The sequence below is a fragment of the Kitasatospora sp. A2-31 genome, from assembly GCF_022288725.1.
In the GTDB taxonomy this organism is placed as follows: domain Bacteria; phylum Actinomycetota; class Actinomycetes; order Streptomycetales; family Streptomycetaceae; genus Kitasatospora.
Window position 1 is genome coordinate 49,475 of sequence record NZ_JAKNTA010000012.1, and the last position, 373, is coordinate 49,847.

Consider the following 373-nt stretch of genomic DNA (forward strand, 5'->3'; position numbering starts at 1 on the left):
TCTGAAGATCGTCAAGCGGAACGACGACGTGTCCGGCTTCGTGGTGCTGCCCAGGCGCTGGGTGGTGGAGAGAACGCTGAGCTGGCTGATGCGCTCGCGCCGGCTGGTGCGCGACTACGAGACGCTGCCCGCCGTCCACGAGCAGATGGTGCTGTGGTCGATGACGATGCTCATGACCCGCAGGCTGGCCCGGCGGCGAGCGTGAACCGGCCCGGGGACGGCTCGTCGGCCCAGCCCCGGTCCGCCAGCCGCTTCATCTTCGACCGCACGCCCTCCACGCTCGCCGGGACCGCCGCCAGCCCCAAGGCGGCGGTGATCTCCTGGCACGTCATCACGTCTTCCCCGTCCGCGCGGCGTTCGGCCAGCAGGGACA

The 373-nt window shown here is 70.8% G+C and carries 1 protein-coding gene and 1 pseudogene; one reads left to right on the forward strand and one right to left on the reverse strand.

Annotated features, from left to right (window positions below):
* Positions 1–205, forward strand: a 205-nt coding sequence (locus MCM47_RS28985; protein WP_238864639.1) for a transposase, incomplete at its 5' end; no start/stop codon positions are given.
* Here MCM47_RS28985 and MCM47_RS28990 read toward each other — a convergent pair.
* A pseudogene (locus MCM47_RS28990) lies at positions 171–373 on the reverse strand (hypothetical protein); the annotation flags it as partial. The gene MCM47_RS28985 and the pseudogene MCM47_RS28990 overlap by 35 nt on opposite strands.